The 26,299-nt window shown below is 70.1% G+C and carries 24 protein-coding genes and 1 pseudogene; 9 read left to right on the forward strand and 16 right to left on the reverse strand.

The features are described 5' to 3' along the window. Window positions 1-587: hypothetical protein (locus AC3ERS_RS19965; RefSeq protein ID WP_431969551.1), on the reverse strand; the 587-nt coding region annotated here is incomplete at its 3' end. Window positions 588-1,057: 470 nt separating this feature from the next. Here AC3ERS_RS19965 and AC3ERS_RS19970 point away from each other — a divergent pair. Genes AC3ERS_RS19970 through AC3ERS_RS19995 form a run of 6 tightly spaced genes read left to right on the forward strand, consistent with a single transcriptional unit; the run spans window position 1,058 to window position 8,821 of the window. Continuing rightward, complete coding sequence (locus tag AC3ERS_RS19970) at window positions 1,058-1,705, forward strand: hypothetical protein (protein WP_431969552.1); 648 nt, start codon at window positions 1,058-1,060, stop codon at window positions 1,703-1,705. Window positions 1,706-1,753: 48 nt separating this feature from the next. Continuing rightward, on the forward strand, window positions 1,754-2,767 hold the full coding sequence (locus tag AC3ERS_RS19975; protein ID WP_431969553.1) for a TRM11 family SAM-dependent methyltransferase: 1,014 nt from the start codon (window positions 1,754-1,756) through the stop codon (window positions 2,765-2,767). After that, window positions 2,764-5,298, forward strand: a complete 2,535-nt coding sequence (locus tag AC3ERS_RS19980) for a type IV secretory system conjugative DNA transfer family protein (RefSeq protein WP_431969554.1) — start codon at window positions 2,764-2,766, stop codon at window positions 5,296-5,298. The genes AC3ERS_RS19975 and AC3ERS_RS19980 overlap by 4 nt, the downstream gene beginning before the upstream one ends. 32 nt (window positions 5,299-5,330) lie before the next feature. Continuing rightward, window positions 5,331-6,317 (forward strand): replication-relaxation family protein, encoded by a 987-nt coding sequence (locus tag AC3ERS_RS19985; RefSeq protein ID WP_431969555.1) that lies wholly within the window; start codon window positions 5,331-5,333, stop codon window positions 6,315-6,317. 7 nt (window positions 6,318-6,324) lie between these two features. Next, entirely contained in the window at window positions 6,325-7,329 is a 1,005-nt protein-coding gene (locus AC3ERS_RS19990; RefSeq protein ID WP_431969556.1) for a C40 family peptidase, read from the forward strand. A 28-nt stretch (window positions 7,330-7,357) separates the two neighbouring features. Beyond that, a complete protein-coding gene (locus tag AC3ERS_RS19995; protein WP_431969557.1) occupies window positions 7,358-8,821 on the forward strand; it encodes a cutinase family protein in 1,464 nt (487 codons plus the stop codon). A gap of 100 nt (window positions 8,822-8,921) precedes the next feature. Here AC3ERS_RS19995 and AC3ERS_RS20000 read toward each other — a convergent pair whose 3' ends face one another. The 11 genes from AC3ERS_RS20000 to AC3ERS_RS20050 form a co-directional block, all read right to left on the reverse strand. Further along, entirely contained in the window at window positions 8,922-9,341 is a 420-nt protein-coding gene (locus tag AC3ERS_RS20000) for a hypothetical protein (protein ID WP_431969558.1), read from the reverse strand. 92 nt (window positions 9,342-9,433) lie between these two features. Next, window positions 9,434-10,225, reverse strand: a complete 792-nt coding sequence (locus tag AC3ERS_RS20005; protein WP_431969559.1) for a hypothetical protein — start codon at window positions 10,223-10,225, stop codon at window positions 9,434-9,436. Window positions 10,226-10,479: 254 nt separating this feature from the next. After that, entirely contained in the window at window positions 10,480-10,941 is a 462-nt protein-coding gene (locus tag AC3ERS_RS20010) for a hypothetical protein (protein WP_431969560.1), read from the reverse strand. Window positions 10,942-11,009: 68 nt separating this feature from the next. Beyond that, window positions 11,010-11,327 carry a hypothetical protein gene (locus tag AC3ERS_RS20015; protein ID WP_431969561.1) on the reverse strand — a complete coding sequence of 106 codons (318 nt, stop codon included), beginning with the start codon at window positions 11,325-11,327 and terminating at the stop codon, window positions 11,010-11,012. Between the two features lie 98 nt (window positions 11,328-11,425). After that, window positions 11,426-13,144, reverse strand: coding sequence for a VWA domain-containing protein (locus AC3ERS_RS20020; protein ID WP_431969562.1), 1,719 nt, complete (start codon window positions 13,142-13,144; stop codon window positions 11,426-11,428). Window positions 13,145-13,177: 33 nt separating this feature from the next. Continuing rightward, window positions 13,178-14,353 (reverse strand): AAA family ATPase, encoded by a 1,176-nt coding sequence (locus AC3ERS_RS20025; RefSeq protein WP_431969563.1) that lies wholly within the window; start codon window positions 14,351-14,353, stop codon window positions 13,178-13,180. Between the two features lie 756 nt (window positions 14,354-15,109). Next, window positions 15,110-16,936 carry an AfsR/SARP family transcriptional regulator gene (locus AC3ERS_RS20030; RefSeq protein WP_431969564.1) on the reverse strand — a complete coding sequence of 609 codons (1,827 nt, stop codon included), beginning with the start codon at window positions 16,934-16,936 and terminating at the stop codon, window positions 15,110-15,112. A gap of 8 nt (window positions 16,937-16,944) precedes the next feature. Continuing rightward, complete coding sequence (locus tag AC3ERS_RS20035; protein WP_431969565.1) at window positions 16,945-17,694, reverse strand: DUF8176 domain-containing protein; 750 nt, start codon at window positions 17,692-17,694, stop codon at window positions 16,945-16,947. 103 nt (window positions 17,695-17,797) lie between these two features. Then, complete coding sequence (locus AC3ERS_RS20040; protein WP_431969566.1) at window positions 17,798-18,925, reverse strand: lipase family protein; 1,128 nt, start codon at window positions 18,923-18,925, stop codon at window positions 17,798-17,800. Then, window positions 18,922-20,163 (reverse strand): cutinase family protein, encoded by a 1,242-nt coding sequence (locus AC3ERS_RS20045; protein WP_431969567.1) that lies wholly within the window; start codon window positions 20,161-20,163, stop codon window positions 18,922-18,924. The genes AC3ERS_RS20040 and AC3ERS_RS20045 overlap by 4 nt, the downstream gene beginning before the upstream one ends. Further along, on the reverse strand, window positions 20,160-20,957 hold the full coding sequence (locus AC3ERS_RS20050; protein WP_431969568.1) for a hypothetical protein: 798 nt from the start codon (window positions 20,955-20,957) through the stop codon (window positions 20,160-20,162). Before AC3ERS_RS20050 ends, AC3ERS_RS20045 begins: the two co-directional genes overlap by 4 nt. A 768-nt stretch (window positions 20,958-21,725) precedes the next feature. Between AC3ERS_RS20050 and AC3ERS_RS20055 the strand changes: the two genes are divergently transcribed. The 3 genes and pseudogenes from AC3ERS_RS20055 to AC3ERS_RS20065 all read left to right on the forward strand — a co-directional run. Beyond that, window positions 21,726-22,556 (forward strand): helix-turn-helix domain-containing protein, encoded by an 831-nt coding sequence (locus tag AC3ERS_RS20055; protein ID WP_431969569.1) that lies wholly within the window; start codon window positions 21,726-21,728, stop codon window positions 22,554-22,556. A gap of 163 nt (window positions 22,557-22,719) precedes the next feature. Further along, a complete protein-coding gene (locus tag AC3ERS_RS20060; protein ID WP_431969570.1) occupies window positions 22,720-23,493 on the forward strand; it encodes an MmyB family transcriptional regulator in 774 nt (257 codons plus the stop codon). A 233-nt stretch (window positions 23,494-23,726) separates the two neighbouring features. Next, window positions 23,727-23,816: pseudogene (locus AC3ERS_RS20065) on the forward strand (DUF7340 domain-containing protein); the annotation flags it as partial. A 75-nt stretch (window positions 23,817-23,891) separates the two neighbouring features. Here AC3ERS_RS20065 and AC3ERS_RS20070 read toward each other — a convergent pair. From AC3ERS_RS20070 to AC3ERS_RS20085, 4 genes are all read right to left on the reverse strand, one after another. Further along, a complete protein-coding gene (locus AC3ERS_RS20070) occupies window positions 23,892-24,065 on the reverse strand; it encodes a hypothetical protein (RefSeq protein WP_431969805.1) in 174 nt (57 codons plus the stop codon). Continuing rightward, window positions 24,062-24,352, reverse strand: coding sequence for a hypothetical protein (locus AC3ERS_RS20075; RefSeq protein ID WP_431969571.1), 291 nt, complete (start codon window positions 24,350-24,352; stop codon window positions 24,062-24,064). The genes AC3ERS_RS20070 and AC3ERS_RS20075 overlap by 4 nt, the downstream gene beginning before the upstream one ends. A gap of 268 nt (window positions 24,353-24,620) precedes the next feature. After that, a complete protein-coding gene (locus AC3ERS_RS20080; protein ID WP_431969572.1) occupies window positions 24,621-25,574 on the reverse strand; it encodes a nucleoside hydrolase in 954 nt (317 codons plus the stop codon). 120 nt (window positions 25,575-25,694) lie between these two features. Continuing rightward, a complete protein-coding gene (locus AC3ERS_RS20085) occupies window positions 25,695-26,255 on the reverse strand; it encodes an HIT family protein (RefSeq protein ID WP_431969573.1) in 561 nt (186 codons plus the stop codon). Window positions 26,256-26,299 lie beyond the last annotated feature (44 nt).

Below are 26,299 nucleotides of genomic sequence, written 5' to 3' on the forward strand. Positions count from 1 at the left end.
CCTGTTTGGGGTTCGCCGGCCCCCCCCACGATCGCCTGCACCCGTTTACCGAGCGGGGCGAGGTCGAGATCGAGGTCACCGACCACCGTCACGCCGGTTTGCTGCTGGTATCCCGCCTTGAGCATGGCGCGGTAGGCACCCCACCGCAGCCGATGCCACACGCCCGGCTCTTCCAAGCCGACGCGCGGGAGGTGCCCCAGGAAGGCGGTCAGCACTTCGGACTCGATGTCGTGGCGCGCGGTGTTACTCGGTGTCGCGTATTCGCGTGCGGTTCGCGACAGCATCGGTGCGGCCAGTGCGGCGCACACCAGCATCGCGTCCTCGTCCTCGGCGCGGACTCGTTCAAGCAGCCACACCCAGATCGCGTCGACCTCATCCATCGGTGTCACCGGATCCCACAGCCGCTCGCGCAGCTGCGCCCACGTGCGCACCGGACCGGCGGCGGTGGCCTGCGCTGTTGGTACCGGGCGCGGATCGATGGGCAGCGCCTGCGCGGCGATCCGGTCGAAGCCCGCCCGGACTACTGCCAGCGGTGAGCCCGGCTTACCACCCGGTCCCGGATATTTCGCGACGTTCGAATTCGTCACCACAAATCTCCTTGCTCAATCGAAAACTTCCGACCTCGCAAGGACACCGGAGACCCATATCCAAAACGCACCCAAATCACCCCGAAACCACACCAGAAACACATCCGCATAACACCCAAAACGCACCCGCGCCGAGATGGCGAATATTTGGCTACCTGTCGCAACCCAATCACCACCTGAGTCGCCGCCGCCAAACGGAGGTGCATCTACCTGCGAATATGTATGCGCGGGTGTGGTTTGGGTGCGTTCCGGGTGTGGTTTGGGTGCGGCGCGGGTGCGGCTCGGATACACCTCCGTCCACCTTGGCAAACGGTCGTGAAAATTCTTGAAAAAAGTTTCGCCCAACCCTGATCCGGCGACCGTTTTCCGCTCAGGAAGTTCTCAGAAAATAATTGCTTTCGAGGTGTCCCGAAAACGGCTTTTTGGCGGAAGTAAGCGAGTACACACCGCTCTCTCGTCAGGAGGCCGTAATGACCCCCAGTTCCCGCCGACCCCGCTCCACCTCCGCGCCGGTGCGCGTCCCTTCGACCCTGTGGGCGCTCGGTCCCAAGCCGCTCGATCCCGACGACCGCTGGCCCGAACCGGTCCTGGCTCACACGATCGCCGAGTTCTCCGAGCCCGGTTCGCGGGTGATGCTGGTCGGTTGGCCTGCCCCCACCGCCCGAGGCAACCTCCGGGTGCTCGAGCCCGACACCGCTGCTGCTGTGGCCGAGATCGGTGATTTGGACCGCCACGGCCTCGACGCCCCCACCGACCGAAACCGGTCCGGGGAGCCGGTGGATCTGGTCATCGCGAGCCTGCTGGCCGAGCACTTCGACCCGATCGCCGCCGCCGAGCACGTCGCCGCACTCGCGACCGAGGTGATGGCGATGGGCGGTTTGCTCGTCGTTCTCTCCCGCTGCCGCCACAGCGACTCCGGAGTCCTGACCGACCCGGCCGGTTCGGTCGTGGCCGCCGCCCAGGCCGCCGACCTGCTTTACCTCCAGCACATCATCGCCGCGCCGGTCTCCGGGACCGCCGTCACCGCGCCGCCTGCCGACCCGGCTTCCTCCGGCACCGCGCCCCATGTCGTCGCGCACACCGACGTCTTCGTCTTCCTCCAGCCCGCCCATGGCTGAGCCGACACAACCCTCGCCCACCCGAACTCTCACGCGAAGGACGCCCGCATGACTCTCGATCCCGCCGCGACCAACACCACGAACCTCGACTCCGCGATTGCCCCACAGACCCCTCCGGCCGCGCGGCTGGTGTCGGTGTGGGCGACGGCCCAGAACGCCCCGGCCGCGCAGCGGCGGGGCCGCTATGTCCCCGACAGCGTCAAGCACCCGGCCAAGATGTTCCCGGCGATCGTGGCCCACGCCGTCGCCACCTACACCCGTCCCGGCGACCTCGTCCTGGATCCGATGTGCGGGATCGGCACCACTCTGGTCGAGGCCCTGCATCTAGGCCGCCGCGCGGTCGGCGTCGAATACGAGTCACGCTGGGCCGAGTTGGCCCGCGCCAACATCGCCCTGGCCCGTGACGCCGGGATCGATCTCGACGCGAACGTCTACCACGGAGACGCGCGCAAGCTGCCCGACTTGATCCCGGCCGAGTTGCGGGGCCGGGCGAGTCTGGTGATCACCTCTCCGCCCTACGGCGATTCCGTGCACGGCCACGTCCGCGCAAACCGCACGCAACCGGTGCTCAAGTCCAATCACCGCTACGGCGCGGTCCTGGACCGGGGCAATTTGGCCAACGTCGGACTCGGCCGCCTGCTCTCGGGATTCACCAAGATCCTCGCCGGGGCCGCCGAATACCTCGCCCCGGGCGGGTATGTCGTGGTCACCGCGCGGCCGTGGCGTCAGCACGCCGAGCTCGTGCCTTTACCCGCCCACTTGTTCACCTGCGCCGAGCTGGCCGGGTTGGTCCCGGTCGAGCGGTGCGTGGCGCTGCTCGGTCGCCTCAGCGAGGGCGAACTCGTCGCCCGCAGCTCGTTCTTCCAGCGCGACTTCATCGTCAAACAGCGCGCCGCCGGACTGCCGATGCACCTCATCGCCCACGAGGACGTCGTCATCCTGCGCAAGCCCGACACCACCGGTGTGGCTGAGCGGCGTCGCGCGAGCGGGGGGTTCCCCTTCGGCACCGTCGCGACGCTGCCGACCAGCGATGCCACCGGGACCGGATCGGTGGCCGCGTGAACACCACGCACAACCCCGAGCAGGGGTGGCTGGGCCGGGCGCTTCTCGCGCCCGGCACGGCCCTGCGCGATCTCACCGAGACGATCGAACACGCACTCGGGTCCGGCTCCGGGCTGGGCGTGATCGCGGCTGTGCTCGGGGTGCTCGCCGCGGTGCGGGTTCTGGCCCGGTGGCGTCGGCGCCGGCTGAGTGCGCGTGCTCGCCAGATCACCGTGCTCACCCCACCCGAGGTCGACGCCAAAGGCGCACTGGCCTTCTGGGCTCACCTGATCGGGCAGCTGCGCCCGGCCTGGGCCCGAACGCTGCTGGGACAGCCGCATCTCGGGTTCGAATACACCGTCACCCCGGAGGAGGGGGCCGCGATCCGGCTCTGGGTACCCGGCGCGATCCCACCCGGGCTCATCGAACGGGCCATCGCCTCGGCATGGCCGGGCGCGCACACCGACACCCTCGAACCCGCCCGACCTCCGCTACCGGCCCCAGTGAAGGGCGTGCGGCGGGTCGTGGCCGGAGGCGAGCTGCGACTCGGCCGCCGGGAGGGGTTGCCGTTGAGCACCGATCACTCCGGTGATCTCGTTCGGAACCTGATCACCGCCGCCGACGACCTCGCTCCCGGGCAGGCCGCGTGCGTGCAGATCCTCGCTCGCCCGGTCACCGGCCGCCGCGTCGCCCGAGCCACCCGCGCCGCGGCGAGCACCAGCACCCGGGCAGGCGTCGTGGCGGGGTTGCTGCGGGAGGCCCTGAATCTGCTCACTCCCGGCACGAGCACCGCCCGCGCCTCCCACACCGCCGCTGGTTTGGGAGGCGGGCGGGCCACCGACCGCCAAACCTCGCTGGAATACAGCGCCGCCGCCCGCGCGGCAGCGGCCAAAGCGCGTGGCGCGCACTGGGAAACGGTCGTGCGCTACGCCGCCTCGATCCCGGTCTCCACCGACCTTGACGACACCGACCCGAAAGCACAGGCGCGAGTCGTGGCACGCGGGCGCGCTGACGCGCTCGCCACCGTGTTCGGGGCGTGCACCGATCACAACTACTACCGGCGTCGGCGTCGCCTGCGCCTCGAGCGGTTGATCCGGCAGCGGCGTCTCGGGCGCGGGGATGTGCTGTCGGTGCCGGAGCTGGCGACGATCGCGCATCTGCCCACCGACGACGGGCTACCCGGCCTGCAACGCGCCGGGGCTCGCGCCTTGTCTCCCGCCCCGGAGATCCCTGTCGGCGGGGAGTTCACGAAACCATTGGGGATGGCCGACACCGGGACTCGCCGCCCGGTCGCGGTCAAGATCTCCGATGCCCGCCATCACCTGCACATTCTCGGCCCGACCGGTGTCGGCAAGTCGACATTGCTGGCTCGGACGATCCTCGATGATGCCGAGGCCGGGCGCGGGGTGATCGTGATCGACCCGAAGGGCGATCTCGTCACCGATGTGCTGTCGCGGTTGCCCTCGCGCATGGGTAAGCGGGTGGTGCTGTTCGACGCCGACTCTGCCGCCCCGCCGCCGTGCGTGAACCCCCTCGACATCGGCCGGATCGGTCGCGCGGGAATGGATCTCGCGGTCGACAACCTCGTGACGGTCTTTCACCGGATCTTTCACCAGTGGTGGGGGCCGCGCACCGACGACATCATGCGCGCCAGCCTGCTCACCCTGTGCGCCCAGCCAGGGACCGCAACCCTGGCCGATCTGCCCCGGCTGCTCACCGAGCCCGCGTTCCGGGCCCGGGTCACCCGCACTGCGAAAGACCCGGTCCTGCGGGGGTTCTGGGACAGCTACGAGACGCTGTCCGACACCGGCCGAGCTCAGCTCACCGGGCCGCTGCTGAACAAACTGCGGGCCTTCCTCTTGAGGCCGTTCGTGCGCTCGGCAATCGCGGGCGGCCCCTCGACGGTCGAGTTCGCCGACATCCTCGACAACGGCGGCATCTGCCTGGCCCGGCTGCCGAAAGGCTCACTCGGAGAGGAAACCTCGCGTCTGGTCGGGTCGCTGCTGGTGGCGCGGACGTGGCAGGCGGTGACCGCGCGGGCGCGGGTGCCCGCCGCCGACCGGCCCGACGCGGCACTCGTGCTCGACGAGGCGCAGAACTTCCTCAACCTGTCGACGCCGATCGAGGACATGCTCGCCGAAGCCCGAGGACTGCGCTTGTCGCTGCTGCTGGCGCACCAGAACCTCGGCCAGCTCTCCCGAGAGCTGCGCGACGGCATCTCGGCCAATGCCCGCAACAAGATCGTGTTCGCTGTCAGCCCTGATGACGCCCGGGACCTGGCCCGCCACACCGAGCCCTGGTTGTCCGAGCACGACCTGTCCCATCTCGACGCCTTCCACGCCGCCGCCCGCCTGCTAGTCGACGGCCGCAACGCACGCCCGTTCACCCTCACCACCCGTCCTCTGGACCCGCCGATCCCGGGTCGCGCCCGCGAGATCGCCGCCGCTGCACGCGCTCGCCTCACCACAGCACCGGGCAGCTCCCCGTCTCGTGGTGGCCCGTCCGACGACGACGGGCCGGACCCGGTCCGGCCGGATCCCCAGCTGCCCTAGCCCGAGATTTCCCGAGAAAGGTTCTTGCACCGATGATCTCCAATCCTGACCGGCAAGCCGACACCCGCACACCCCGCCCTGCCCGACCGCGAGACCCGAGCCCGGTAGTGCGGGGGTTGACCGGGCGTGATCGCTGGATTCTGCGGATGGTGCACGAGCACCGGGTCCTGACCACCGACCAGCTCGCCGCGCTGGCGTTCTCGACCGCCAAGATCGCGCGCCGCCGCCTGGCGATCCTGCACACCTACCGGCTCCTGGACCGGTTCCGGCCCCTGCGCATTCGGGGCAGCGCCCCCTACCACTGGACCCTCGCCCCCGCCGGAGCATCGATCCTTGCCGCCGAGGCCGGAACGAGCGTGCGCGAGCTCGGCTACAACCACCAAGCTGCGCTCTCGGTCGCCCACAGCCTGCACCTGACCCACACTCTCGGCGTCGCCGAATGGTTCACCGCCCTGGTCACCCACCCCCACGGCGGGCAGGTGTCGCGGTGGTGGTCCCAGACCCGATGCCAACGGCTCTGGGGCGACCTCGCACGTCCCGACGCCCACGGCCGCTACACCCACGGCGAGGACCTGCTCGACTTCTTCGTCGAATACGACCTCGGCACCACAGCCCTGTCCCGAGTCGCGGCCAAGCTGCACGGATTCGCCGAATTGGCCCGCACCACCGGGGTCATCACGCCGGTCCTGTTGTGGGTGCCGACGACCGCGCGAGAGGCCAACGCTCGCGCGGCTTTGCGCCGGACGTGGGAGCGGCTGCCCGATCCCGAGGCGGTGCCCGTCGCCACCGCCGCCGCCGAGTTCCTCGCCTCGGTCACCGCGGCGAGTCCGGCCGGTCAGGTGTGGCTGCCACTGGACACCGACTCCGGCCGCAGGCGCCTGCACGAACTCGCCGCCGTCTGGCCGAGGCGTACGCCGCCGTCCAGCGAGGTCGACCCGGAGCCGACCTGGGCACCGCTTAGCGGGGTCGTCGCCCTCGCCCCGCCCCCGCCCCAGCCACCGACCTCGGAATACCAGTGAGGTAGCGATGCTGGTCAAGGCACTCGGAGCGGGCTGCGCGGCGTTCGTGTTCTGCGTGGTCGTGATCGCGGCCGTGGTCAGCGCCGTCGTCGTGTTCGACCAAGCGCTCATCGCGCCCGCCCCGGGGACCTCGACCGGCACCGGCTCGACCCCGAGTGCCGAAGCGCAACAGGACATCCCGGCGGAGATGCTCGTGCTCTACCAGGCTGCCGCCGGGGACTGTCCCGGGCTGGACTGGTCGGTGCTCGCCGCGATCGGCAAGATCGAAACCGACCACGGCCGCTCCACCCTGCCCGGGGTGTCCTCCGGCGAGAACAGCTCCGGTGCTGGCGGTCCGATGCAGTTCCTGGCCTCGACCTTCGACTCGGTGACCGCGCGCCATCCTCTGCCTGCCGGTGGTGCGAGCCCGCCCTCGCGCTACAACCCCTCCGACGCGATCCACGCTGCCGCGTTCTACCTGTGCGACTCCGGCGCACCCGAGGACATGTACAGCGCGATCTTCGCCTACAACCACGCCGACTGGTATGTGCGTGACGTCCTGGACCAGGCGGCCCGCTACCGAGCCACCGACACCACCTCCGGCGGCGACTGCCACACCGCCTCACCACCGAACCCGACTGCCGCGCAAGTGATCTCCTTCGCCTGCGCCCAGCTCGGCCTGCCGTACGTGTGGGGCGGCAACGGACCCGAGGTCAACGGCGGCTGGGACTGCTCCGGGCTCACCCAAGCCGCCTACCGCGCCGCCGGAATCTCCATCCCCCGCACCACCTACGACCAAGTCCACACCGGCACACCGGTTTCCGAGGACCAGCTCGCCCCCGGAGACCTGCTGTTCTACGGCACCGATGCCGACGTCCACCACGTCGGCATCTACCTCGGCGGCGGCCAGATGGTGCACGCACCCACCTTCAACGAGCCCGTTCAGATCTCGTCCTACCGCTGGTCCGGCGACGACTACTACGCCGCCACCCGACCCACACCCGCCCAAAACGACTCCCGCGCCGCCCCGTGACCACCCGCCACGAGAACGGAGAAATCTCATGCACCGCAACCACACTCGAACCGCCCGCGCTCGGCGCGCCGCACACGCGGCACTGTGCGCGGCCATCGCCACCACCACCGTGACGGCCGGTGTCGCCGCCGCCGAACCCACCACCGGCCCGACCGGTACCCAGTGCCCGCGCTGGACCGCGCTGCTGGTACAGGGCACCTACGAGACAACTCCGACCACCGGCGAGGCTACCGCCGTGATCCTCACCCAGCTCGGGGAATCGCTGACCGCCCGCTACGGCAGCGACATCGAGGTCCGCACACTCGCCGCGCCGACCATAGGTGCCGGGTCCGTGAGCGGACAGGAGCTCACCGCGGCGGTCTCGGCGCTGTGCTCGGACACGCGAGTCGTTTTGGCCGGCTACGGCCAGGGCGCCGAGGTCGCCGGTGACCTCGCCACGAGCATCGGCAACAAGGCGGGCCCGATCCCGGCCTCGCGCGTCGTTGCCGTCGCGCTCGTCTCCGACCCTCGCCGAGACCCCGCCACCACCCAGCTCGGCACCCCGGTCTCGGGGCAGGGCGTCACCGGTCCGCGCCCGAAGAGCTTCGGCGACCTGACCGACCTGGTTCGTACGCTCTGCGCCGAGGGCGACAGCTACTGCTCGACCACCGCGGAGTCGTCTCCGGTGCTCGCCGCGGTGAGCCGCGCTCTCGCCACCGCCACCTCCGCCTCGGCCACATCCACCCCGGCCCCGACGCGGGCCTCGACCACGACCGCAGCCCCCACGACCTCGGCGAAGGTCCCCACCGCCACGACGAGCGCACCGGCCACGACCACCAGCACAACCTCGACCGGGCAGCTCAGTGCTTCGCAGGTTCTCGCGCAGGTGGTCACCGTGCTCAACGGGCTGGCCAGCTTCACCGCGAACGTGCCCGCGATCGTGGCCGACCTCGCCCAGCTGCCGGGCCTGCTCACCGCTGGGGACCTGCGTGGCCTGCACCGCGTCTCGGGCGACCTGAACAACCAGTTCGCCCCGCTGGTGCAGTTGGCGGCCGGACTCGACCTGCGCCTGGTGGCTCGCGCGCTGACGATCGCGGCCCCGCTGGACAGCTCCGGGGTCGCCACGATCGCCGCCGAGATCGTCGGTGTCCTGGCCGGTCTCGACATCACCCGCATCGCCACCGACATCGGCCACGCGCAGGAGATCGCCTGGACCGCCGCCGAAACCCTCGCCTACGGCGACCCCGTCGCCGCCGTCCTGGCGCTGACCGGACTGGCACCGATCGCCGCCGATCTCCTTTCGGCCACCGCCAGCGCGTTCACCGGCACCCAGTTCCCGATCCTCACCCAGACCTACAACACCGCCACCACCGCCGGGGCGGGCACCACCACGGGCACAGGCGTTGCTGCCCCGCAGAACGGCGACACGGCCGTGTTCCCGGCCACCGGCTACGACACCGCCGCGCCCGTGCTGACCCACTGGATCGTCGGGGCCATCGACCGCACGAAGTAGCCGCCGCACCGCCCCCGTACAGCGCACAGCGCACAGCGAAACGGCCGGTGGTGCCGAGCAATTCGCTCGGCACCACCGGCCGTTTCAGTGCGTGGGCGGGCTAGGAGATGAGCGGGGGCACGGTGGACCGGAACCGCCACGACGGCAACACCTTCCGCACCGCGTCGGTGTCGTCACTGGTGTCGCCCTCGGCGCGTCCGGTCACCGGGGCCGGGGTCGCGGCGACGACCGCGCGGGCGGCGGCATCGGGATCGGAGAACGAGGTGCCGGTCAGCGCCCCCGTCAGGATCCGCACCGAACCGGTGTAGGGGAAGAACTCGCCCTCGGTCCGGTGGAGCCGGTAGCGCAGCATCACCGGCACCCACGGCATCAGCGCCGGGGGAACGGGCATGCTGAGCTCACGCACGGCCACGTCGGCGATCTCGAGCCACAATGCGAGGCTGTCGGGTGCGTATGTGGAGTTGGCGAACACCTTGTGCAGGGACGAGGCCAGGATGGCCGGGGTGGGAGTGGAGTACATGGTCGGGCACCTTTCTCAGGAGATAGATTGAGTGGCGCGGTGTCGGACTCCCCGGAGGTAAGAGCTCCGGGGATTCCGGCATCGCCCCGTCGTCAGGACGCGAGGGTGAATTTCTTGGGGGCCGTGCTGGTCTGGTGAGCGGTCCCCTGCTTGGTCAGGGTGACCAGGGCGTTGTGGACCGCGCCGCTGGACCGGTCGAGGGCCTTGCCGATCTGGTGCGGGGTGAACTCCTTTCCGGGGTTGTCGCGCAGGAAATCCTCGACCTGTCCCCGCAACGCCCCGGCGGGCAACCGCTCCACCGCCGACTCCGCCTTGGCCGCTGCCGCGTCGTCGTCCGGGACCGGTGCCGCCGGGACAGGGTCGGCGGAATCGTCGCCCGTGGGGGCAGCTACCGCCGTCTCCGGCGCACTGTCCGGCACGGGGTCGGCCGGTGCCGCCTCCTCGGCGGAGGCGGCCGGTTCGGGCGAAACGGGTTCCGGCGCGGCGGGATCAGCCGGGGCGGGTTCCGGGGTGGCCGGTTCCGGTTCGGCGGGTTCGGGCGCGGCCGGTTCGGCGGCGGGTTCGGGGGCGGCGGATCCGGCGGTCCAGGTTTTCGCCGCCCGGGGCGATGCGGGGTCGGTGGCCGACCGCGCGGCCCCCGCGGTTTCCCACCCCGCCAGCACGCGCCGGGCAGTCGACACCCCGATGCCCGCCGCGTCGGCCAGCGCGGCGGGGTTGCTGCCGGGGTTGCTGCCCAGCGCCGCCCACAACGCCCGGTCTGTGTCGGTGCGCAGCACGGGCACACGCGCCGCCCCCGAACCGCTGTCCGGGGCAGCAGGGGCGGCATCCGGGGCGGGCGCGGCCGGTGCCGGGGGCGCGGTGGTGGTGTTCTTCTTTTTGGACATGGCGGATCCTTCCAACAATGGGTTTCGGTGAATTCGGTGATGTCCCGGTCGGGACGGAAACCACACCGATCGGGGCGTTTCCCCCGGGGGGTCGGTGCCGTTCCGGGTTCCATGGACGCTCGATACGGTGTGCGATGTCAAGCGGAACGTAGAAACAAATTCCGGCCCCGAATTCCTCTCGTCGAATTCCGGAATGCGAACAGCACGAGAGGAATTCGACTCGCGGGCAATTGTTGCGACAGTGCGAGGGCGACTCACGCCGGGCGGCCTCGCCGCGGGTCACGGCGGGCGAGCACACCGCGCAGAACGAGGGCGGTCGGTGGCGGTGTGCCGATCTGGTTCTGGCACACCGCCACCTCTCGCGCGGGTTGTGCCTGCCACGAGTCGGCCTCGGCGGTGTCGGCCTCGGCGGGCTGGGTACCGCCGGTGTCGGTTTCGGCGGTGTCGGCGATGGCGGGCGGTGTGTCGAGGGCTTTGCGCAGCCGTCGTCCGCCGCCGGTGAGGTCGTAGTGGACGTGGTGGTCGAGTTCCCAGCTGTCGGCGCACTCGACGCAGATGGTGTAGCCGTGGTTGCAGCGGTGGGGGTTCCACACCAGCAGGATCCGGCCGTAGGGGTCGTCGGTGTCGCGCAGCGTCACCATGACGTAGGCGTTGCCGCTGAGTTGGGCGTCGGGTTTGATCACGCCGTCCTCGTCGTGACTCTTGGTGTTCTTCATCGGGCGCATGTGGTTCGCCTGTTCGCGGTCCGGGTTCGAGTTCGGGTTCGGTTGTGTCGCTGGCGGGTTCATCGGGTCAGGTGCTCGTGGAGGGGGCCGGTGGTGCGGTCGAGCCACACGCTCACCGCGTGCCCGTGCCCGCCCCGGCGCATCCGGTCGACGGCACCGGTGGCGTAGGCGGCGATGTCGTCGGGGTGCACGAGGTGAATGCGCGGGGCGGTGTAACCGCCCGTGCCGCCGGTCACGTGGGCAACGGTGTACATGCCGCGCTCGTCGTGGGGGCCGGGGGCGTAGATGACGAACTGGTCGCCGGTTATGGCGTTGGCGATCACGTAGATCGAGTCGAGGGCGGCCGTGGTGGCGATCGGGTAGGCGGTGCCGGTCATGGTGTCGTTTCCTGTCGTTGCTGCCCCGGGTGGGGCGGGCAGTGGTGTTCGGTCCGGGTGCCGCCCCTCGCCGGTGGCCCGGGGCGGCACCCGGGGGGCTAGGAGGCGCGTACGGCGGCGGTGGCAGCGCGGCCGATGGCGGCGGCGGTGGCGGCCGGGTCGGTAACCAAGTGCAGGGTCACTCCGTCCAGCGGCTCCGGCTTTCTGTTGGCCGGTGCCAGCCACAGCACCGCGCATCCGGCCGCGCGCAGCGCGTTCACGCGGGCCTGGGCACGGCGACGGTTGCGGCCCCGGTATTGGCCGTCGGAGATGATCACCAACAGCCGGGTCGCGTCGGGCCGGGCCAGGTCGAGGGCACCGTCGAGGGCCTCGACAGCGGTATCGATGGCGTGGAGGTAGTCCGGGCAACTGAATTCGGTGACCCTCTTGGGCGCGGTGCCGGGGTAGGTGATCGGTTTGACCGAGGCCCCGAATGTCACGGTCGCGGTCGTAGCGGGCATGGTGGCCAGCTCGGCCGCGCGGGCGATGATCCACGCGGCCGAGGTCACCGGGGCGGCGTAGCTGCCCATCGAGGAGGACACGTCACACGCGACACCGACTCGCAACGGCGGCACCGGAGGGGTTTTGCGGGTGGTGCGGGTGAACGGTTCGGCGGTGGGGATCGCCCCGGCGGCGCGTTGGGCCTCCCGGGCCAGCGCGCCGCGCATCCGCAACCGGCCCGGCGGCAGCGCGGAAGTCGTTTTCACGGCGGTCCGTTCGCGGGTGGCGGCGGTGTTGAGGGCGCGGGCGAGCACCCGCGCGGCGGTGTGCTCCTCCGGGCGGGCGGTGCGTGTCCGTCGCGTGCTCGCGGTCCGGCCTCGGCCCGACCCGTCGCCGAACACCTTTCGTGCTTGCGTGGCAGCGTCTTTGGCGTCGCGTTCGGCGGCCCGCCGGGCGGCGGCGGCGATCTCGGCCGGGTCGGGGTCCACCGGCGAGGCGGCGACCGCGTTGCCGATGTTGGTCACGGTGTCGCCGATCGCGGCCCCCAGCGGCGAGGACGGCACGGGGTCGGTGTGGGGGTCGGGGCCGACGATATCGAGCCAGCGTTGCCCGAGCTCGAGCATGGCGGCGGCGTCGGTGTCGGCCAAGGTGTGGGCCTCGCGCCAGATGGCTCGCAACTGGTCGAGGGTGTCGGTGCCGAGGATGGCCTCGATCGCGGTGGCGGCGGGCGCGACCTCGGTCGCGTCGAGGATGCCGCCGTCGTGCCGTGCCAGGATGAGCGCGGCGTTGAGGGCGGCGTTGTAGGGAGTCGGGGGGATCTGGGCGGCGGCGATCGCGCCGCCGTTGTCCCCGATCACGATCTCGGTGGCGCTGGCGCGCAACCAGTGCCGGTCGTCGGGGCGGCGGCGAATCTGGGCGGCCTCGATGCGGGACTCCTCGAGCAGCATCGCGGCATCGACCACCTCCGGGTGCGCCACCGGCGGCGGGTCCCACGTCGAGTGCTTGGCGTGCGCGCATTCGTGTACCAGCGCGCCCCACACCGCCGGGTAGCGGTTGCGGTCGCTGTTGCGTTCGGGGTGGGCGGTGGCGGGGTCGATTTTCAGGCGGGTGCCGTCGATTTCGATGGCCGCGCGGCCCGGCATGAACACCGCCGGGTTCCCGAAAGCAGCGCCGGGGGCGATCATCACGGTCAAGTCCTCGCGGTCGGCGATCGGCGGGGCCTCGGCGGTCATGGCAGCCGAGAGCGTGGCCCACCCATCGGTGACAGGCACAGAGGCCGAGGCGGGGGTGGTCGTCGGGGCGGCGGGGGCCGGGGTGGTGATCACGTGGCCGGTCATGGCGGGTGGTCCCTTTCGTAGCGGGGTGGGTGCTCAGATGCGGGGGCCGAGGGCCAGCGGGGCGTGGTTGGTGCCGTACACGGTGCGCACCACGGCGGCCACGATGTCGCGGTCGTCCTCGGGTGCGGCCCCGATCAAATTGGCGGTGGCGGTGGCGGAGTCGGTGGCGGCGGCGATCTTGCGGAACGCCAACAGCTCGCGCAGCTGCGGTGCCCACCCGACCTCGCCTTTGGCCTGTCGGGCGGCCAGCTCCCGCGCCACCTTCACCGCCCCCCGTTCCACTCCGAGCTGGGCGGCGAGGTCGTAGTCGCTGCCCACCTGCACCTGGAACGCGAACCGGCTCGCCAACGCATCGGACAGGATCGCCCCGTGCACCCCCGGGTTGTGCCCGGCCACCACGAAAAACCCGGGCGCGGCTTTCACGATCTCGCTGCCGTGGGCTTTGATCACGATCTCGCGGCGGCCGTCCATGGCCGGGTACACCACCGACAGCACGGTCGGCGGGATGAGGGTCGCGTCATCGATGAACAGCACCCGGCCCTCACGCATGGCCCGGACCAGCGGGCCGTGCACGAAAACGAAAGTGCCGTCCGGGTTCTGGGTGTACTCGCCCACCAGATCGGCGACCGTGGTGTCCCCGTCGCCCTGCACGGTCAGCAGGTCACCGTAGGCGGCCTCGATGAGCGAGGTCTTCCCGGTACCGGGCGGGCCGTACAGCAGCACCGGCACCTCGGCCGCGCGCATGGTCTGCAACACATCGACATCGGCGCGCCCGGCCAACTTCCGCACGTGGTAGTCCTGTCCGTTCGGGCGGGCCACCGTGTTGCCGGTGCGCGCCGGGGCGGCCGGGGCGGTGGCCGCTTTCGGTGCCCGGCGGCGGCGCGGGGCCGGGTTCGCCGCCGTACCGGCCGCCGGGACCGCCGGGGCCGGGGCGGCGGTGGCGGCCGGGGCGGTGGCGGCGGTGGCGGTGGCGGCGTTGGCGCGGTAGCGGCGGGGGGAGGCCGAGGTGCGGTCGGCGTGCCCGGCGGCGGTCAGCGCCTCGAGGGCGTTGCCGACCGCACCGGACGAACGCACGAGGGTTTTCGCGATCTCCCGGGGGGACAGCTCCCGGCCCGCATTGGCGGCCAATTCGGCGGCCACCATGCGCCGCAATTCACCATTGCCCAAACGGGCACCGGACAAGGTCACCGGGGAAGTGCTGTTTGCCATTTCATCTCCTGAAACTACGAACCCAAAACGCAAAACCACGGCGGATCGTGGCATACGTGCGGCGAGGCTGCCAATGGGAATTCGGGGAATGTCCCGGCGATTTCCGGGAACGGCTCGACGCTAGCTCGACCGACAACGACCTCTCAACCCAATTCGCCGAAATTCCCCGAATTCGCCGCGAGTCCGCCTCGCGCGACAAGACAAGGCAGAAATGAAATGCGCACGACCCCGCCGAATTCACCTCGGCCTGGCACGCGACCAGCCGAAGCGTGAAGACAATTCAAAGAAATAGAAAGAGGAGAAAGAGGGGAACGGAACGATGGGGAGATAATGAAGCCGGAGCGAATGCCGAGTGAGACGATCGACCAGGACAACCGGCGGCGACGCATGTCTATATAGCTTTGTATATAGACAATCCTGGATGACACCCGGTCATGGGTGTGCCTTCCTAGCTGCGGGTATGCCTGGGTGCGGTGGGGCCTTTTGAGCGCCCCACGGATGGCCCTACACGTTTCCCCACAGAAAACCCCACGGATTGACCACGCCGAGATAGCCAACCGCCATCCGGCCGAAATAGAAGAGCACTCCGCACACTTCTCGATACGATTCGAGCCTCGCGGACATATTCATCGGAGACCGAGTAATTCGCATCGCCCGCCCGTGAATATCGCTGGCCGAATACGAATATTACCAGCAATGAAATGCATCGAATCCGATAACGCTGGCGATTTAGTTGCATTTCTCCACCGGGCGCGGTCAGGGGCCTGGCCGGGGAGTATTGCGGTCTTCTCCTCGGCGTAGGTATTCGAGGAGTTGGCGTGTTTCTCGGCTCGGGGTTTCGCCGATCTCGCCGAGTTTGCGGGTCAGGAGAGTGTAGGTGCGGGCGAGGGCGGCGTATTCGCCCAGGCGTGCGTGCTGGCGGAGGATGTCACGCCAGAGCGCTTCGTTGTAGGGGTCGGTTTGGGCGGTGGTCTCGAGGAGTTCGAGGGTGGCGCGGGGGTCGTGGTCGGCGTCGTGGGTGGCCAGCCATTGCAGGGCGTTGTGGGTGTCGCGGCGTGCCGATTCGCGTACCGGTTCGGTCCAGGAGTCGGTGAGGTCGGCGGCCAGGTCCGTGGTGGCGATCGCGGCGATCGCCCGGCACGCGGCGGTTCGCTCGCTGTCGTTGCTGGCGCGACGGCGCGCGGTGACGGCGGCGTTGAACTCCCAATAGTCGACACTCACCGCGGTCACGGACAGGCGGTAGTGCGCTCGGTCGTCGGCGAGGAGTTCGGTGATCTGGCCGCCGGTGGCCGCACCGAGGGAGGTGCGCAGTCGGCTCAGGGTGTTGGTGAGCACGCCTGATGCCCGCTCGATCGGGCGCTCGCCCCACAGCAGCTCGGTCAGCTGGCCTCGCGACAGCCCGTCCGGATGCAAGGCGAGCACCGCGACGAGTTCGCGGATGCGGGGCTGCAACTGCGAGGTGATCTCCACGCTCTCATCGGTTTCGGGCTCACGCCAGAAGATCCGTGTCGGCCCGAATACCCGCAATGCCAGGGCAGGTCCAGCCTGCTCCGGCATCGGGGCCGTTGGGGAGCCCGCGATCTCGGTCTCGGGGCGGAGGCTGGGCTCGGGCGCCGCAGCGAGGCCGCCCTCGCCGGGTTGGCCGGCATCCTCGGCCTCCACCACGAGCACAGGCTCAGAGGCGGGAGGCGGCGGGACGGGCTCTGCGGCTTCCACAACCACGGGCTCCGGTGTGCGAGGGCGTGGTGTGGGGACAGGCGGCTGCTCGATGCGGTAGATCCTGGGCCCGCCCTCGTCACGGCGTCTTGGGCGGTCCTGGCGGGCAGCGCGGGGTGTGGAGGGCTGGGCGAGGCGTTCGTGGCGGCCGTCGGCGCGGAGCTGGATTTCCACGGCGGTGGTGATGCGGCGGGCGGGCTGGGTCAGGTGCCGTCGTGCGCGGCGGCCCGTCAGCAGTGCCTGGGCTCCGGCGCGGGTGGCGGGCAGGGTGCCCACTACCGGGAACTTGATCGCGGCGACGTAGGCGCGGCTGCCGCCGATGACCACGATGCCCCGGGGGCGTCTGCGGCGGGTGAGGTCGAGGATGCGCTGTGCGGCGGGCTCGGGGTCGATGTGCTCGGCGCGCACGACGAACAGGGCGGCGTCGGCGGCGGCGATGACTGGATGTGCGGGCGAGTCCGGCTCGGGGACACCGCAATCGGCGAACACGGTCGCGCCGAGGGCTCGCCAGCCCGCGTGTGGATCGGTGAGCAGTTCGGCGGCCGGGAGGGCTTGCGTGGGGTCGTGGTGGGGTGGGGCGGCCAGAAGTGCCTCGCCTCCGGGTAGGTGCTGAACATGCTGGGCGAGCAGGTTCGGGGTGATGGGCTGGCCGGGGGTGGTCCGCCGGGCCAGGCTCGCCAGCCCGAGGTGGGGGTCCGCGCCGACCATGTCGGCGAGCTGTCCGCCTGCGGAGTCGGCTTCCACGATCAGGGCGGCTTCCGGGCCTGGCCAGGCGTGGGCGAGTGCAACGGTGGTCGTGGTGGTACCGGCGCGGGGACTCAGTCCGGCGACGGCGATCAGAAACGGCGCCTGCGAGCCTGTCCTCATCCTGATTCCTATCCCTGCTTCTGGAAGTTGGAGATCAGCAACGCGCTACCGGTATCGGCGGGGCGGGTGTTGATCAGCTGGAGGTAGTCGATCCGCTTGAGGTCCGGACGCACTTCGGCGATATGGACGTTCGCCGTGGTCGGGGTGATCGGGGTGATCGCCACGCAGTGCCGGGTGCCCGGCGGGATGGTCGCGATGCCCGCGGCGAGGCCCTCGGCGGTGATCCCGGTCTCGGGCGCAACCAACAACATCGCCTTCGAAGCGTCGCGGTCGATGTAGTAGGCCGCCTCGAAAGAAGCGATCACCCCGGCCAGGGTGGCGGGGTCCCCGGCGCGGTCGGTGACCACGGTGCCCGAGAGCCCGGCACACGGGCCCTGGGCTGTGGCGGTCGAGTTGGGTGGCGCGGCGGTGGCCTGCACATGCTGGGCGGTGCCGCCGGTGTCATCGGCGGCGACCACCACGACACCGATCAGGATGGAGATGGTGGCCCCCAGTGCGGCCCAGGCCCCGCCCGGCATCCGGTATCGGATACTGACCCACCATCGGGAGGGTGTGTCGGTGACGGACGTGTGGGGAGGCTCGGGGAACTGGAAGATCCAGTCGTCCTCGGGCGAGGGCGACTGGTCGGGATCGTTGACGTCGGGGCCGGTGCTGTGACCGAGGACGACCTGAAGGTCCGGCCGAGTCTGCGGCAGGTCAACCCATGCTTCGGCGTCGTCGTCATCGGACGGGTTGTTGTGGGGTACCTCGCCATTCATCTCGCCTCGGATCGGGTTGTCTCCGGGCCTGCCCGCACCCCGAGGGGGAAGGTGGGGGAGTCGCGGGGTGCGGGCAGGTTCCCCCGGAGGGGTCAGGGGTGGCTCACGCGCCCGGCCTCACCTCGGCGTCGGCTGACGCCGAGGTGGGTTGGGACACGGGGCCGTTGGCGATGTCCTCGGTGAGCCGGGCCAGGACATCGGAGAGGGCCCAGTGCGCGGTGCTGCGGTGATCGCCGTCGTACTCGTGCCAGTCGACCTTCGTGCCGCGTTGGCGGTAGGCGATGAGGGTGCGACGTCCCGCCGACACGGGAACGATGGTGTCGAGCCCGCCGTGGTAGAGGTGCAGCGGCATCCCGGGGCGGGTGTGGGCGAGGGTCTCCATCGCCAGTACCCGCCGCCACCAGTGATCGTTCCAGGGCTCGGGACGACGGCACCAGTGCGCCACCGGCTGCGGGAACTGTTGCAGCAGTTCGGCGGCGGTGAGGTGCTGGGCCTGCTCGACGGCGCGCGCCCCGTCCTCGGACAGCACCTGGCGCAGCGGCAGGTGCTCATAAGCGTGGGAGAGGCCGACCATGGCGGCGAGCCCGAGGCCGGTGGCCTCGCCGCGGTTGAACGCCGGTGCCAGGGCGGCGAGGTCGGAAGCCACGGCTCCGGCAGCGATACCGCACAAGTCCAGCTCCGGCGCATACCAGGGATGCAGCTCCCCGGCGGCGGCGACCGCCCGCCCGCCATCGGCGTATCCCCAGGCCACCACCGGTGCGACCGCGACACCGAGGTTCGCGCCCCGATACACCGCTCGCGCGAGGTCCAGCGCCACCCGGCCCCCGGCGCGCGCGGCGAGGAAGGTGTGCGGTCCGCCTCCGATGATGCCCAGGCCCTCCCCGTCGGGGATCGCCACCACCCACCCTCGCCGCAATGCGGCCTCGATCGCGGTGGTGTCGGGTTCGGCACCGATCGCCAGCAGTTGCGAGGGCGCACAGACACCGCCCAGGCCGCGAAACCCGGGGCAGTACACCAGGATCGCGGTCGTGCCCGGGGCGGCGACCGCCTCGGGGATTAGCACGATCCCCGAGGCGGCGATGGGTTCGGAGCGGGAATTGGCCGAGACGTAGACGACCTGCCACGCCCCCCGCGCCTGGCTCAGCTGGGCAACGAACACCGGCCGTGTGCGCACCAGGTCTCCGGGGCGGTGGCCGTCGAGGGTCGGCGGGTGGTAGAAGTCGCTGGTCATGGTTGGCTCCCGGCGAGGTCGTGGGCTAGTGCGGTCAGCCACGCGATGCCGCTGGCGAGTTGACCGGTGGCGGCGTAGCTGGTGTGGCGGCCGTTTATGTCGGCGTAGTTAAGCCACACAACGGGATTGGTCAGATCGGCGTTGTCGGCCATCAGCTGCCCCCAGGCACCCGAGAGTTGCCCGGCCAGTTTCGGCAAATGCCCGACCGGGTCGGAGGCCACGATCGCGGTGATCTGCCCCCACCGCGCTGAGGCGGCAGCGGTGGCGTCCGGGCCGGGTGGCGGGGTGCGGGGGTCGGAGGCGTCGATGAGGCGCTCGGCCAGACTCGCCGCGGGCGCGTAATCGACGAACCCGGCCCCGATCTGAAAGTCGTTGTTGACCACTGTGGTCCACGCCTCACCCAGCGCTCCCGACAGCAGGGTCTGGATCGAGCCGAGTGCGGCGATCGGATCACGTAGATCGGCTTGGGCGGCGAGCTGCGCGGCCATCCGGAGCAGGGCGGCGCGTTCGGGTGCCGCGCAGCTGAGGTCGCCTTCGACGCAGACGTCGGTCACCCGGCCGGTCAGCGCCCCGTACTCGACACCCGAACTGGTGGCGATCCCGCCGCCGGAGGCCGGGGCGGTGGTGATCGCCACCCCCGACACCGCCGCCCCGGACGTGCCCGGGGCCGGGTCGGGACTGAGTTGGCCTGGGCGGCCGGGGATCACCGGTGAGCCCGGGGCGCGGTCGGGATCGGAGTAGAGGGCGATCCCCGCTACCCGCTCGGGCGTGACGGGTCCCTCGCCCGCGCCGACAGCACGGGCGAATTCCGAGACCACCTGCGCGCCCTGGGAATACCCGACCACCGCCAACGCCGTGTCGGGGCAGTCAGCGGCGACCCTCTCCGCGGTCGCCTCCAGTGCGGCCAGGCCCTCGCCGACCGAGGACGTGTACGGGGCGCTGCCGCCGCCGGTGCCTACCGCGCCACCGAATGCTGCCGAGTACGGAATGTAGGTGCGTTGCACCAGATTCGGCACCGCCGCGACCACCGGGCCGAGTATCGCGCCCAGCATTCCGGTGTCGGCGGTCTCGGACGCGGCGGGGGAGGACTCGCCGGTGCCCTGCACCCCGAGGACCCACAACACCGGGCAGTCCGGCCCGGCCGGTGGTTGCGCCGACCCCGTGCCGGGCGCGCAGAGCGCGCTCATGCAGGCGGTCAGGACAGCGGCGGTCAAGACGTGGATGCGGATTCCGGTCACGGCTGACCCACCCCCACCCCGGCCCCGAAGCCCGCGCCCACGGTGCCACCGGCGAGCGCGCCGACCACGGCGGCGGGGACACCGGCGACCAATGCGCCCGCGACGGCACCGGCCGCTGCGCCGATCGCGGTTCCGGCGACACCGGAGGTGATCGTGCCGATGACCGGCACCGCCACCACCGTGCCGATCGCGGCACCGGCGATACCGCCGATCGTGCCCCCGGCCAGCCCGCCCACCACGGCACCGGCTGCCGCTGCCGGGGCACCCGCGAGCGCGCCGCCGATCGCGCCACCGGCCCCGGCCCCGGCGATCGTGGAACCGGCGACCCGGTCCGAGCGCCCGGCTGGGATCCCGACCGAGTCCAGGAACGTCGCCGCTTGGGCCTCGGCGTCGGCGGCGACGTCGTTGATGGTGTCGCGGACCTCCGGCGGGACCCAGTCCGGCGAGGGTGTCTGCCATTGGCCGATCCGGATCGTGTTGGGGGGTGGCTCGATCGGCGCGACCGGGGGCACGGGCTCCGGTGAGTGCAGCTCGATCACCTGGATCGAGGGGGCGGGACCCGGCTGGGGGGCCGGGCGCGGGGCCGGGCCGTTGCGGACCTCGGGCGGCTGCACCGCATACTCAGGCGGCTCGGGCGGCGGTGGGTCCGGTGGCGGGGGCGGGGCAGGAGCGGCGGTGCCGGGCTGGACCGGGGCGGTGACCCCGGGCTGGTCGGCGATCGGATCCAGCGTCACCGCAACGGCTTCGGGTGTGGTGATCATCATCACCACCGGTAGGACACCGGTAGCCAACATGCGGCCACCCCACAGCAGCCTCCCGCCGCACACCTGGCGGGAGTGACGGGTGTCTGGGCCGCAACCTCGCCCCGAAAGTGGGGCGGTCCGGGGTAGTTTCCCGTTTTCGGGCATGACGAATAACCCTTCGATCGAAGGAGAAAAAGGTGGGAGAGAAAGAGTCGGGGAATGCGCGTGAATATGTGTGAGAAATGCTGGGCGTCCCCGGCTGCCCGACCTCAGCCGGGGACCCGTGACCCTATTCCTCATCTGGAGAGGAATGGTGTGAGGTGTCAGAGGTAGGTCAGGACCAGACCCAGTCCCTGCGAGACGATCGTCAGCACGTTCGAGACCAGCGAGGCCCCGGCATCGAGTAGCGACAGAATGTTGTAGATATCCATGGGTTTGCCTTTCGGAGCAGGTGTGATTGCTCCACCATCACAGCCCCGAAAACCGCTGCCGCGCTACCCCTTCGAGGGGTAAGGATTGTGCTATCACTTTTCTTACCCCTCCGAATCGGTGCAGTGGCCTGCGCCTATGCGTGGAAGGGGTAAAGAAAGTGCTAGTCGAGAAAGTCTGCGGGTGCGTGTCCCCTCCGGCGGGCGAGCGCAGCGAATACTCCGCGCCGCCACCTTCGATGCCTTCGGCTATTCGTCGGCTAGCTCACGGAAAACGCTGTTTGCCGGGATGATCTCTCTCTGGTAGGAACGAATCATCTAGGGGGAGTGAACCTTTCACCGTACCCCACCCGGAGGGGGATACGGAATACCGTAGTAGGAGGGGATTTGGATGAACCCGACGACGAACCCGGCCCGCCGTCCACGACGACGCCGCCAGGACCGCACCGGGCCGGAGATACCCGACCTGGGCGGCTGGGCACGCCGGATCCGTGAGCGCCGCAAGCTTTCTCGCCCGCGCGCCGCCGCCCACCTCCACATCAGCAAGGAGCTGCTCAAGATGATCGAGCGCGGCGACGCCGGATGCACGGCGACAGTTCTGAACAACCTCGTCGCCACCTACCACCTCGATCGTGCTCAGGAACGCTACACCCGCGACCTCGCCCGCCCGCCGGTCCCGCTCTCACCGCTCGAGGAGCTGCGCGCCCGCACCCTCACCCCCGATCGCCGGGCGAAACTTGCTCGCCTGGACGACCGCGACGTCGCCGCCGCCTACATCGATCCCCTGTGGAACCTCGTGCTCGCGAACCAGCGTTTCCGCGCGGCTCTGCCCGGTGTCGAGCAGTTCGGCGACAACATCTGCTTGTGGTTCTTCCACCCCGAATCCGCCGCCCCGACCGCCGAACACCTCGTCGTCGACCACCACAGCGCCGCCACCTACCTCGTCGCGACCCTGCGCGGTGCACTCGGGCGCCACCGCGAGACCCCGCACGCCCGCACCCTCTTCCGGGATTTGCGCGGTTCAGCCCTGTTCAGCCAGATGTGGGACACCAGCATCGCGATCGCCTACGGCCGCCGCCCCGATGACCCCATCCACCTGCGCGACCCCACCACCGGCGAGCCTTACACCGCACGCATCCAACTCGGCGACGCCCCAGGCTCACCCGACGCCCGATTCTGCCTGTGCTACCGACAGCCCTACACCGGGCCTGAATCGCCCTGACCGCCCCGTCCCGATCCCCCAACCCGCACCACCGACAAGGAGTCCCCGATGCCAAGCAGTCCCCCCGAACACACCCGCCACCGCGACGTCGAACCGGCAGCTCGTCGTTCGCACGCTGGACAGATCGCACACGCGCTACCTCCGCACAGACGGGAAAGGTGAGATGCAGGAAGCACCCATCCTGGACGGGATGCCCGACTTCCACGACACGCTGGAATTCCTGCGCCTGCGCGATCGCCGCTCCCGCGCCGACGTCGCCAGAGTCGCCGACATCAGCACTTCCCACCTGGACAAGCTCGTCGCGAATCGAATCACCCCCGGCCCCACCAGCTTCGACAAGCTGACACATGCCTTCGACCTCGACCCCGACCAGCGCCGACACCTGCGCGAACTGTGGCAACCCTCCCGCGGCCTGCCACACGCCCACGAGCTACGCCAGCGCCTCACCAGCCAGAGCGTCCAAACCTACCTCGACGACCTCGACACCCGCGATGTCCTCGCCGTCTGCTTCGATCCCCTCCGGACCGTGCTGCAGGGCAACCAGATCTTCCACCGCACCGTGCCCGGCCTCGCCGAAGCCGACAACAACTACACCCTGTGGATGTTCTCCCCCGCCGCCCGCGACAACATCGACAACTGGGAGACCGAAATCCCTTACACCGTCGCCATCTTGCGCGGCACGCTCGGGCGATACCGAGACCTCCCCCGAGCACGATCGCTGTTCCGGAAACTGCGCGCCACCCCCGAATTCCCCCGCATCTGGGACTCCACCCCCATGCAGGTCGCCTACGAGTGCCGCCGCCTGGCCCCGATCAACCTGCACGCACCCTGGACCAACCAACCCCGCTCACTGAGCCTCGGGATCAGCGAATATGGCGAATCCCCCGACGTTCTCATCGGGTACGGCGTCTCCGACACACCCGCCATCGCCTGCTGAGAACACCACCCCCGGAACACAACCAAGACCAGGCCAGTCGCGGTGAGACCTGTGGGTTACGTATCCGAACGGTCTCACCGCACGACGCCGACGTCGACAAGGTCGTCGGCCGCACGGGGCGTGATCAGTAGGCTGAGCCGCGCCGCATAGTGCCGTGTCTCGCCGCCGCCTCGTTGCTGCCCCGGTGATTCTCGGATCCCACCAGTACCCGCACGCCGAGCCCACGCCGCACGGTGCACCTTCCCGACGCCTCCGGGGAGCCAGTTCGTCAAGCAGCCCTCCAGCTCACTGCCGAGGGCTGCATCTGTCAGTCCTGCCACACCGGATGGACACCTGCCCTGGAGGGGGCTGCCGGATTCCAGCGGCGGGTGTCCTGGAATGAACAGCCGGAGCCGGATCTAGCGGGGCGGATCCCGCCACAGCCATGGCGGCAGCGTGTACTGCTCGACCGCCTCGTCATCAGTCAGTTCCCCGTTGGGGCCGCGATATTCCGGCCTGTCGAGCATGATTGCCCGCAGCAGGCGCGCGAGCAACGTGCGGGTGCGGGCCAATACTGTTGGCTGCGAGGTCATTTGCCCTCCCCGCGCTGGGCGAGCCGCTGGTAATCGCGGAGCCTGTCGGCCAGCTGGACATCGAGTTCGCCGAACTCTGCCGCCGAAGACACGTCGGTGGCGGGCGGGTAGCCGTAGGCATCGTCGAGGGTGTCCAGAGCCCGGCCCTGGACCTGACATCGGGGTGGGCAGGCGTGATGCAGGCTCACTGCCGTGATCGCGGCGTCGGTGGTGAGTTCACCGGGATCGGTGAGGCAGTCGCCGAAGCCGGTCACCTCGTCGGGCTCTCGCGGGTGCCGGTGGGTCATGACACCACCTGCCCTACGCGGTCGTCTACGATTCGCCATCCACTCCATGGGCAGGGGCGGGCGTCCCAGGTCAGGTGTTCACGAATTCTGTTGTCGGCCACTGTGACCGACCCGCACAGCACGGCCGGGCATGCCACCGCAATCAGCCGGTCGGCGTCATCGAATCGCGCGCGTCCGCAATCGGCATACAGCCGCAGCCAGCTGGTCGCAGGCGGCAGCGCGGTGGCGGGGTCCGGGTGCGTGGGTGTGTTGAGCCAACGTCGCCAGTTCACGCGCGCACCGCCTCGTGCATCCAGTCGAGGAACCCGTCGTAGTCGACCTCGACGGACACCTCGATCGGTCGACCGTTGGGGTCGCGGTGCAGGCGGGCGTCGCGGCCGATGCGGATCGGTTCGCGGCCGAAGGTGACGAACGGCATTCCGAGGGCGGCGCTGAGGGTGAGCGGGTCGTGCATCCACGACCCGGGTCGGCGGGTGGACCACATGCGAAAGTGGGCCGCCAGCAGGCTCGCCCATGTCGGTGCGGTCGGTGCGGTCGGTGCGGACAGGCGGCGCACCAGCGCCCACTCGGGGGTGACGTGGATGAGTGGGGAGTTGGTGTGCTCGGACAGGACCAGCCGAGGCGCTGCCAGCATGCGCAGGGCGAGTCCCGCTGAGGTGGGGTCGGTGTGGAAGTTGTGCGAGGCGCGTGTCTGGTCGCGGTAGTGATCCAGCCATCCGCCCATCTGCGTCACCGTCAGACGCTCGGCCATGTCGGGGACATGGGAAAGGACGGCGTTGAGGTTGGACATCGGGCCCATCCCAACCCAGCGGATCGAGCCGGTCGCGGTCGTGCACAGTCGCGCGATGTCGTCGGTGAGCTGATCGATCCGGTCGTTGCGCTCCTCGCCCGTCGTGTCGGAATAGCGCGGGATTCCCGCACCATGATCGGCCAGGAACCGATGCTCGCCGCCGAGGTCGAGCCCGGCGATGACCGGGACATCGGTGCGGTCGAGCAGGTCCAACAGGTGGCGGGCCAACCGGGCTCGGCGTCCACGGGTCTCATCGGCGGTGACGACCGCGAGGTTGGTCACCGTGCGGGCCGCGATCACCACAGCCACCAAATCGTCAGGGTCGTAACCGATGTCGGTGTCCAGGATCACCAGAGCATCGGCCGAGTCGGTGTCAGACGGTGTGCGTTGTTCCGGTGGCTGAATACCGGGAATGTTCGTGTCATCGAACATGCGGTGCGTGCTCCATTTTCGCGCGATGTGTTCGGCCCAGCACAGGGGTGTGCCCGGTGGCTCAGTGCCCCATCCAGTGCCATGTGGAGTGAAATGTGTAGACAGCGAGCGGGTGTCGGGTTAACCGTTGGGGTGGCTGGTGGCCGAAGTCGTTCCGTCCCGGTGCCAGCTGTCGGGGTCGCAGTCCGGGAAGATCTGCCGGATTCCGCCGCGCGGGTCGGGCACGTCGTCGTGCCAGCGCGGGATGATGTGCAGGTGTAGGTGGGCGATGCTGCGCCCGGCGGCGGCACCGTCGTTGACGCCGATGGTGTAGCCGTCGGGGCGTAGGAGTTGCAGGTGTTCGCGCATGTCCTTGGCCAGGCGGTGCAGGTCGCGGACTTCGCGTGCGGTCAACTCGAAGAAGGACTCGACGTGCCGGAACGGGACGAGTTCGAGGTGGCCGGGGCTGGCGGGGAAGTTGTCCCAGCGGGCATATATCGACCTGCGGTGTTGAATCACCGTGTTCACCAGCGGGTCCGAAGGTCGGCAGAAGATACACGCGGAATCCGCCTGCTGCCGCCGCCCGCCCGGATAAGGGAGCCTTCGTCTCAGTTGCGTGAGAAGTGTTGGTGGAGAATTAGTTTGCCTGTTCATGCCATCAGCGGGTTGTGGCGTGCCGGGCACGCGGGTTGGGTCGGACATTGATCGTTGGCTCCGTTTCGGTGATGCGGGCACGGGGAGGGTCT

It is taken from the genome of Nocardia sp. bgisy134 (genome assembly GCF_057708325.1).

Bases quoted from the DNA above. Each gene is read 5' to 3' on its own strand.
- AC3ERS_RS20070 (WP_431969805.1), bottom strand. From the start codon at position 24,065: ATGACCTCGCAGCCAACAGTATTGGCCCGCACCCGCACGTTGCTCGCG.
- AC3ERS_RS20085 (WP_431969573.1), bottom strand. From the start codon at position 26,255: ATGTCCGACCCAACCCGCGTGCCCGGCACGCCACAACCCGCTGATGGC.
- AC3ERS_RS20010 (WP_431969560.1), bottom strand. From the start codon at position 10,941: ATGAAGAACACCAAGAGTCACGACGAGGACGGCGTGATCAAACCCGAC.
- AC3ERS_RS20015 (WP_431969561.1), bottom strand. From the start codon at position 11,327: ATGACCGGCACCGCCTACCCGATCGCCACCACGGCCGCCCTCGACTCG.
- AC3ERS_RS20035 (WP_431969565.1), bottom strand. From the start codon at position 17,694: ATGAATGGCGAGGTACCCCACAACAACCCGTCCGATGACGACGACGCC.
- AC3ERS_RS20020 (WP_431969562.1), bottom strand. From the start codon at position 13,144: ATGACCGGCCACGTGATCACCACCCCGGCCCCCGCCGCCCCGACGACC.
- AC3ERS_RS19985 (WP_431969555.1), top strand. From the start codon at position 5,331: ATGATCTCCAATCCTGACCGGCAAGCCGACACCCGCACACCCCGCCCT.
- AC3ERS_RS20055 (WP_431969569.1), top strand. From the start codon at position 21,726: ATGAACCCGACGACGAACCCGGCCCGCCGTCCACGACGACGCCGCCAG.
- AC3ERS_RS20025 (WP_431969563.1), bottom strand. From the start codon at position 14,353: ATGGCAAACAGCACTTCCCCGGTGACCTTGTCCGGTGCCCGTTTGGGC.
- AC3ERS_RS19995 (WP_431969557.1), top strand. From the start codon at position 7,358: ATGCACCGCAACCACACTCGAACCGCCCGCGCTCGGCGCGCCGCACAC.
- AC3ERS_RS20000 (WP_431969558.1), bottom strand. From the start codon at position 9,341: ATGTACTCCACTCCCACCCCGGCCATCCTGGCCTCGTCCCTGCACAAG.
- AC3ERS_RS20040 (WP_431969566.1), bottom strand. From the start codon at position 18,925: ATGACCAGCGACTTCTACCACCCGCCGACCCTCGACGGCCACCGCCCC.
- AC3ERS_RS20005 (WP_431969559.1), bottom strand. From the start codon at position 10,225: ATGTCCAAAAAGAAGAACACCACCACCGCGCCCCCGGCACCGGCCGCG.
- AC3ERS_RS20075 (WP_431969571.1), bottom strand. From the start codon at position 24,352: ATGACCCACCGGCACCCGCGAGAGCCCGACGAGGTGACCGGCTTCGGC.
- AC3ERS_RS20030 (WP_431969564.1), bottom strand. From the start codon at position 16,936: ATGAGGACAGGCTCGCAGGCGCCGTTTCTGATCGCCGTCGCCGGACTG.
- AC3ERS_RS19975 (WP_431969553.1), top strand. From the start codon at position 1,754: ATGACTCTCGATCCCGCCGCGACCAACACCACGAACCTCGACTCCGCG.
- AC3ERS_RS19990 (WP_431969556.1), top strand. From the start codon at position 6,325: ATGCTGGTCAAGGCACTCGGAGCGGGCTGCGCGGCGTTCGTGTTCTGC.
- AC3ERS_RS19970 (WP_431969552.1), top strand. From the start codon at position 1,058: ATGACCCCCAGTTCCCGCCGACCCCGCTCCACCTCCGCGCCGGTGCGC.
- AC3ERS_RS20060 (WP_431969570.1), top strand. From the start codon at position 22,720: ATGCAGGAAGCACCCATCCTGGACGGGATGCCCGACTTCCACGACACG.
- AC3ERS_RS20080 (WP_431969572.1), bottom strand. From the start codon at position 25,574: ATGTTCGATGACACGAACATTCCCGGTATTCAGCCACCGGAACAACGC.
- AC3ERS_RS20050 (WP_431969568.1), bottom strand. From the start codon at position 20,957: ATGTTGGCTACCGGTGTCCTACCGGTGGTGATGATGATCACCACACCC.